This is a genomic window from Kitasatospora sp. NPDC088779, from assembly GCF_040685395.1.
GTDB lineage: Bacteria > Actinomycetota > Actinomycetes > Streptomycetales > Streptomycetaceae > Kitasatospora.
The window spans coordinates 1-7,514 of sequence record NZ_JBFBHW010000102.1 but is presented as its reverse complement, the minus strand read 5'-3'; the positions used below and the strand labels follow the sequence as shown (position 1 = coordinate 7,514).

The 7,514-nt window shown below is 72.9% G+C and carries 4 protein-coding genes and 1 pseudogene; 2 read left to right on the top strand and 3 right to left on the bottom strand.

Going from position 1 to position 7,514, the window contains the following annotated elements:
* Positions 1 to 121 precede the first annotated feature (121 nt).
* The 3 genes from gltX to AB0P03_RS40410 form a co-directional block, all read right to left on the bottom strand.
* The gene (gene gltX / locus AB0P03_RS40420; protein WP_363633727.1) at positions 122 to 1,645 is read right to left on the bottom strand and encodes a glutamate--tRNA ligase; all 1,524 of its coding nucleotides are present in this window, start codon (positions 1,643 to 1,645) and stop codon (positions 122 to 124) included.
* Complete coding sequence (locus AB0P03_RS40415; RefSeq protein ID WP_063347716.1) at positions 1,638 to 2,438, bottom strand: fumarylacetoacetate hydrolase family protein; 801 nt, start codon at positions 2,436 to 2,438, stop codon at positions 1,638 to 1,640. Before AB0P03_RS40415 ends, gltX begins: the two co-directional genes overlap by 8 nt.
* Before the next feature lie 245 nt (positions 2,439 to 2,683).
* Positions 2,684 to 2,953 carry a hypothetical protein gene (locus tag AB0P03_RS40410; RefSeq protein WP_363585713.1) on the bottom strand — a complete coding sequence of 90 codons (270 nt, stop codon included), beginning with the start codon at positions 2,951 to 2,953 and terminating at the stop codon, positions 2,684 to 2,686.
* A 590-nt stretch (positions 2,954 to 3,543) separates the two neighbouring features.
* On the opposite strand from AB0P03_RS40410, the gene AB0P03_RS40405 reads away from it, so the two are divergent.
* Both AB0P03_RS40405 and AB0P03_RS40400 read left to right on the top strand, forming a co-directional pair.
* Positions 3,544 to 7,413, top strand: a complete 3,870-nt coding sequence (locus tag AB0P03_RS40405; RefSeq protein WP_363633725.1) for a nitrate- and nitrite sensing domain-containing protein — start codon at positions 3,544 to 3,546, stop codon at positions 7,411 to 7,413.
* A gap of 10 nt (positions 7,414 to 7,423) precedes the next feature.
* Positions 7,424 to 7,514 (top strand): annotated as a pseudogene (locus AB0P03_RS40400) (roadblock/LC7 domain-containing protein); the annotation flags it as partial.

Sequence of the window (7,514 nt, the reverse complement as noted above, 5' to 3'; positions counted from 1 at the left end):
CCATATATATTTTTTTGCTTTTTTAGCCTCCTTTGTGGTCGTCTCTGAGGGGGGCGGTGGCGCCGGGGCGGCGCCGCCGGCCCGCGCGGAGGCCGGGCCCGCGGCCTGCTCAGCGGCCCGCTCAGGCGGCCGGCAGGGCCTCCAGGGCGGAGCTCAGCCGGCGCAGCGTCTCGGGGCGACCGAGCAGCTCCATCGACTCGAACAGCGGCGGCGAGACCCGGCGGCCGGTGACGGCGACCCGCAGCGGCGTGAACGCGAACTTGGGCTTGATGCCCAGCCCGTCCACCAGCGCCTCGCGCAGCGCGGCCTGGATCGGCTCCGGGCTGAAGTCCGCGAGCGCCTCCAGCGCCTTGACGCTGGCCTCCAGCACCGGGCGGGCGTCGGCGGTCAGCGCCTTGGCGGCGTCGTCCGGGTCGACGGCGAAGTCGGCCGGGTCGACGAACAGGAAGCCGGCCATGTTCACGATCTCGCTCAGCACGACCATCCGCTCCTGGGTGAGCGGCGCGATCCTGGCGAGCAGGTCCAGCTGCTCGGCGGTCGGCTCGGCCGGCAGCAGCCCGGGTGCCTGGAGGTACGGCACCAGGCGGCGGACGAAGTCCTCCGGGGCCAGCTTGCGGACGTGCTCGGCGTTGATCGCCTCGCACTTCTTCAGGTCGAAGCGGGCCGGGTTGGCGTTCACCTTGGCGATGTCGAAGGCGGCGACCATCTCGTCGATGCCGAACAGGTCGCGGTCGTCGGCCAGCGACCAGCCCAGCAGGGAGAGGTAGTTGAGCAGGCCCTCGGGGATGAAGCCGCGCTCGCGGTACAGGTTGAGCGAGGCCTGCGGGTCGCGCTTGGAGAGCTTCTTGTTGCCCTCGCCCATCACGTACGGCAGGTGGCCGAAGCGCGGGGTGGTGCCGTCGCCGACGCCGATCTCGGCGAGCGCGGCGTACAGCGCGATCTGCCGCGGGGTGGAGGAGAGCAGGTCCTCGCCGCGCAGCACGTGGGTGATGCCCATCAGGGCGTCGTCCACCGGGTTGACCAAGGTGTACAGCGGGGCGCCGTTGGCCCGGACGATGCCGTAGTCCGGCACGTTCTCCGGCTCGAAGGTGAGCGTGCCGCGCACCAGGTCGTCGAAGCTGAGGGTGCGGTCGGGCATCCGGAAACGCAGGATCGGCTCGCGCTTCTCCAGCTTGTAGACGGCGACCTGCTCGTCCGTCAGCTCGCGGCAGTGGCCGTCGTAGCCGGAGGGCTTGCCGGCGGCGCGGGCGGCCTCGCGGCGGGCGTCCAGCTCCTCGGTGCTGCAGTAGCAGTGGTAGGCGTGGCCGGCCTCGTGCAGGCGGCGGGCGACGTCGGCGTAGATGTCCATCCGCTGGGACTGGCGGTACGGCTCGTGCGGGCCGCCGACCTCCGGGCCCTCGTCCCAGTCGAAGCCGAGCCAGCGCATCGCGTCGAGCAGCTGGTCGTACGACTCCTCGGAGTCGCGGGCCGAGTCGGTGTCCTCGATCCGGAAGACCAGCGTGCCGCCGTTGTGGCGGGCGTAGGCCCAGTTGAAGAGGGCCGTGCGGACCAGGCCCACGTGCGGGTTCCCGGTCGGGGACGGACAGAAACGAACCCGGACGGCCGGGTTGCCCGCGGCGGAGCCGCTGAGCTTTTCACTAGCCACGCTTGATCACCTTGTTGGTGAGAGTGCCGATGCCTTCGATGGAGACGGCGACCTCGTCGCCGACGTTGAGCGGGCCCACCCCTGCGGGCGTGCCGGTGAGGATGACGTCGCCGGGCAGCAGCGTCATGGCCTCGGAGATGTGGACGATCAGCTCGGCGACCGAGCGGACCATCTGGGAGGTGCGGCCGGCCTGCCGGAGCTCGCCGTTGACCGTGCAGGTGACGGCGAGGTCGGCCGGGTCCAGATCGGTCTCGATCCACGGGCCCAGCGGGCAGGAGGTGTCGAAGCCCTTGGCCCGGGCCCACTGGCCCTCGCGCTTCTGCACGTCCCGGGCGGTGACGTCGTTGGCGCAGGTGTAGCCGAGGATCACCTCGGGCACCCGGTCCAGCGGCACCTCGCGGCACATCCGGCCGATCACCACGGCGAGTTCGGCCTCGTGCTGGACGTCCGAGGAGAACGGCGGGTAGGCGATGTTCTCGGTCGGGCCGATCACCGAGGTGGACGGCTTGAAGAAGGTGAGCGGCACGTCCGGGACGTCGTTGCCCAGCTCGGCGGCGTGCGCCGCGAAGTTGCGGCCGACCGCCACGATCTTGTTGGGGAGCATCGGGCTGAGCAGCCGGACGTCCTGGAAGCGGTAACTCTCGCCGGTCGGCTGGGGCTGGCCGAACGGGTGGCCGGCCAGCGCGTGGACGACCAGCGAGTCGGGCTGGGAAGGGTCGCCCTCCACCACGCCGAAGGAGACGCTGCCGGCGGCAGGGCTCCCCTCCCGGACGGAAAACCTGGCAATGCGCACGGCTGGGATACCCCTCGCTTCGTCGACCGCCCGGGGCGCGCCCGGGCGCTGGTGGGCGCCTCGCCCACGGTGGGCGCGGCCCCGTCAATCGTCGTCCAGGCTATCGCGTGGGGCCCCGGCTGACCGCTTTGCCCCTGTTCAGCGCGGTTGGGCCGCGAGCCCCGGCAACCGCCCGGGAACGCCGCAGGGCGCCGCGACCGCCCTCGGTGGCACGGCCGCGACGCCCGGTCGGAGCGGGGGTCGGGTCAGTCCTGCACGACGACGGGCGCCGGGGCGACCATCAGCTGGGTGCGGCGCGGGTTGGCGGTGCTGGCCGGCAGCTCGGTGCCGTAGGTGACGGCGTCCTCGGGCTTGCGGGCACCCGGGATCGTGCTGAAGTCCGCGACCGAGGCCAGCGTCGTCCGGCGCGGGTTCGCCGTGGAGCGGCAGGGCAGCGTGGACTTGGTGGCCTTCTTCGCCTGGGACATCGAGAGCACCTCGTGGTCGCGGCCGGGCGGATCGCGGCGGATCGTCACCGGCCTGAGTGATTCCGAATGATTCGGAGGGGTTCTGGGCAGGCTGATCGGGGCCGTGCTCCGGAGACAGCCAGGTTACGAGATCTCATTCCACAGGGGCCGTGACCAAAGCTACACATTAGACTGTGATTTTGCTCACAAATTCATGAGCGAATTGCAGATATCCGACATATCGCCGCAACGGGATTTTCCGGCATATCTCCGATAACGGTCATTCCGGAAGGTCCGCGACTCTTTTCGATCTCGGGCCGGGTTGGCATGTATCCGGCGAGTGTCCGAAAAATGCGGTATTCCGGTCCTGTTACGGCACAGTCAGTGAAGTCACGCACGCGTTCGGTAGCGCCGCGCGGCGTGTCCTGGCGGCCCTTGTTGGGATTCCCCGGCTGTGCTGGAATGCCACGGACCGTGGGTAGGGAGAAGTCCACCCCGGCGACGCGCTCACCCGGACCAGCCGGGGAGCGGAAGGAAACTCGACACCGTCCGGTCCGCGGCGACGCGGCGGGACGCCCGGTCCAGAGGTTGCGACGCCAGTGCAGGGACGTTTCAAAAGGGGTAGCGGCGGCGCGGGTAACCCGGAGTCGCACGAGCCCGTGGCAGCCCCCCAGCAGGCGGCGGCCCCCGGCGGCCCGCCCGAGCCGGTGATCCCCGAGGCCCCCGGCCACCCGGAGGACGACGGCCAGGAACGGAAGTCCGCCCGGGACAAGCTCCGGACCACCCTGACCAGGCGGCGGGCCACCGGTCTGAGCCGGCTCGCGATGCGCAACTGGCGCATCCGGACCCGACTGATCGCCCTGCTCGCCCTGCCCGTCCTGGTCTCCCTGGTCCTCGGTGGCCTGCGGATCCAGGCCTCGATGCAGAACTCGCAGCAGCTCTCCCAGATGGCCAACCTGTCCGACCTGGCCAAGAAGGCGACCAACCTCGCGGACGCCCTGCAGACCGAGCGCGACATCAGCGCCGGCTACATCACCGCGCGCCCCAACGACCCGCTCGACGACGACATCGCCACCGCCCGCAGGGCCACCGACGACCTGAGCCGCACCTTCACCGCGTCCTCGGACAAGTTCGAGAACCTCGAGCTCTCGGGCGGGAAGGCGCTGCTGTTCCAGATCCGCAGGGACCTGAACTCGATCTCGGACGCGCGCAACACGCCGTACCAGAACAACCAGAACATCCAGTCGACGATCACCGCCTACGACGTGATCATCCGCGACCTGCTGGCCATCACCCAGGACATCGCGCTCGCGTCGAACAACAAGGACCTGCTCGTCGCGACCCGCTCGCTGCAGCAGTTCTCGCTGGCCAAGAACGCCACCTCGCAGCAGCGCGCCCTGATCGGCGCCGCACTCGCCAACCCCAAGGGCCCCGACCTCAGCCCCAGCGACGAGTCCTTCGGCATCCGCCTGCGCACCTCGTACGACAACTCGCTCACCAGCTTCAACAACATCTACACCGCGCACGACCTGGACAACCTGCGCGGCCAGCTCAGCTACAACTCGGTGATCGCCGACGCCGACCGGTACGCGCGCTCGATCCTCCAGCCGAGCGGCATCCACCAGACCGACCCGGTGACCTACAAGGACTGGTACGAGAAGGCCAGCGCCAAGATCACCGCCGAGCGCCGGATCGAGTCCAAGCTCATCGAGGACCTCGACGGCAAGGCCCAGGACCTCCAGTCCCAGGCCGACACCGAGGCCATCATCATCGGTGCCGCCATCGCCCTGGTGCTGCTCGTCGCCCTCGGTGGCGCCGGTCTGATCGCCCGCTCGATGGTGCGCTCGCTGACCCGTCTGCAGGCCGCGGCCGAGGACGTCGCCGAGCGCCGCCTGCCCGAGCTGGTCAAGACCCTCTCCGAGAGCGACCCGCACGACGTCGACACGACGGTCGAACCGGTGGCCGTCGACTCCACCGACGAGATCGGCCACGTGGCGCACGCCTTCGACATGGTGCACAGCGAGGCCGTCCGCCTCGCCGCCGAGCAGGCCCTCCTGCGCGGCAACATCAACGCGATGTTCACCAACCTCTCGCGCCGCAGCCAGGGCCTCATCCAGCGCCAGCTGTCGCTCATCTCCGAACTGGAGAGCCGCGAGGCCGACCCGGACCAGCTGGCCAACCTCTTCAAGCTGGACCACCTCGCGACCCGCATGCGCCGCAACGGCGAGAACCTCCTCGTCCTCGCCGGTGAGGACCCGGGCCGCCGCTGGACCAGGCCCGTCCCGCTGGTCGACGTGCTCCGCGCCGCCGCCTCCGAGGTGGAGCAGTACGAGCGCATCGAACTCGCCGCCGTGCCGTCGGCCGAGGTCGCCGGCCGCGTCGTCAACGACCTCGTCCACCTGCTCGCCGAGCTGCTGGAGAACGCCACCTCGTTCTCCAGCCCGCAGACCCGCGTCCGGGTCACCGGCCACGCGCTGCCCGACGGCCGCGTCCTGGTCGAGATCCACGACACCGGCATCGGCCTGAGCCCCGACGACCTCGCCGACATCAACGAGCGCCTCGCCAACCCGCCGACGGTGGACGTCTCGGTCTCCCGCCGCATGGGCCTCTTCGTGGTCGGCCGCCTGTCCCTGCGACACGGCATCCGCATCCAGCTGCGCCCCAGCGACTCCGGCGGCACCACCGCGCTGGTCATGCTCCCGGTGGACGTCACCAACTCCGCCGACCGCCGCGGCGCCGGCCGGCCCGGCCCGGCCCAGGCCAAGCAGCAGCGCGGAGTCGCCCCGACGCCGCGCCAGCAGCGCCAGGTGCCGCCCGGCCAGGGCGGCCCGGCCGCGCTCGGCCAGGGCCCGGCCGGCGGTGCCCCGCAGGGCGGCCGACCGCAGCTCGGCCAGGGCGGCCCCGGTGCTCCGACCGGACCGAACGCTCCGGGTGCTCCGGGTGCTCCGGGTGCTCCGACCGGACCGGGTGCACCTGCCGCGTCCGGCGGCCGGGCCGGAGGCCTGCCGACCCGCCAGGTCGGCCAGTCGCTGCGCGAGAACCCCGGCCAGCCGGGCCAGCCAGGCCCGGGCCAGCAGCCCCAGGGACCCCAGGGACCGGGCCGGCAAGCCCCGCAGCCCCAGGGCCAGAAGCCGGCCCAGCAGGCCCCGCAGTCCCAGCAGGCCCAGCAGGCCCCGCAGTCCCCGCAGCCCCAGCAGTCCCCGCAGGGCGGCCTGCCGCAGCGCGGCCCGAACCGGCCGGGCCCGGCGCAGGGCGGCCTCGGCGGCCTGCCCCGCCGCGGCCAGCAGCAGCCCGCCCAGGGCCGCCCCGGTCAGCAGCAGCCCGCTCAGGGCCGCCCCGGCCAGGAACGGCCGCGCCCGGGTGGCGAGTTCGACGGCGGTCCGGGCCCCCGGACCGGCGAGCAGCCGCAGCACGGTCGGCCGGGCCGGCCGGGCGGCGCTCCGCAGCAGCAGGGCGGCGCCCGCCCGGGCAACCGCCCGCAGGAGGGCCTGCCGCAGCGCCGGCCGGCCCCGCAGGGCCAGGGCGGCCCCGGTCAGGGCGGCCCGCAGGGCCAGCCCGGCCCGCAGGGCCAGCCCGGTCCGCAGGGCCAGCGCCGTCCGCAGCGCCCCGGCCCGGACGCGCCGCAGCGCGACCGCCAGCCGCAACTGCCGCCGCAGCAGCAGGCCCAGCCGCTGCCGTCGGCCGAGCCGGCACCGGTGGAGAGCACCCAGCAGTTCGCCCGGCCGCGCTTCGAGGCCAGTCAGATCGACCCGCGTGACCCGCTGGGTCTCGGTCTGGTGGAGCCGGTGCTGCCGAGCGTGCCCAACCCGGCGCGTCCGGAGCCGGTCCGTCAGGAGCAGGCCCGGCCCGAGCCGGTGCGCCAGGAGCAGGCCCGGCCGGAGCCGATGGCGCTGCCGACCGGCCCGTCCGGGGGTGCGGCCGAGCAGCCGTGGTACCCGCAGGAGGGCGGGCAGGAGGCGCGGCCGCGGACGTACCAGCCGCGCCGGCCCGGCACCTCGGCGCCGGAGTTCCAGCCGTCCGACCCGCAGGGCCGACAGGGCCGGCCGGCCCAGGCCCCGCAGCCCCAGGCTCCGCAGCAGGCCGCGCAGGCTCAGGCCCCCCAGGCCCCGCAGCCCCAGGCCCCGCAGCAGGGTCAGCAGCAGCCGCGGCAGGGCCAGCAGCCGCAGCCCGGCCCCGGGGACGCCCCGTGGCGCCCGTCCGCGAACGACGAGCGCTGGCGCCGCGCCGAGCAGGTCCGCGAGCCCTCGACCAGCGGCGTCACGATGTCCGGTCTCCCCCGGCGGACCCCGCAGGCCAACCTGGTCTCCGGCACCGCCGAGGCCTCGCCGCTGACCGGTCCGCAGGTCTCCCGGGCCCCCGAAGAGGTCCGCGGCCGGCTGACCAACCTGCGCCGCGGCATCCAGCAGGGCCGCCGGGCCGGAGCCGAACAGGCCAACCAGCCGGGCTCCCAGCATGGTGCCCAGCAGCCCGGATTCGATAGTTTCGGTGGCCGGACCGACGGCAACGGCGCAGATCACCAGGAGCGTTGAGTTGAATCAGATGAGCCAGGCCGCACAGAACCTGAACTGGCTGATCACCAATTTCGTGGACAACACCCCCGGGGTGTCCCACACCGTGGTGGTCTCCGCCG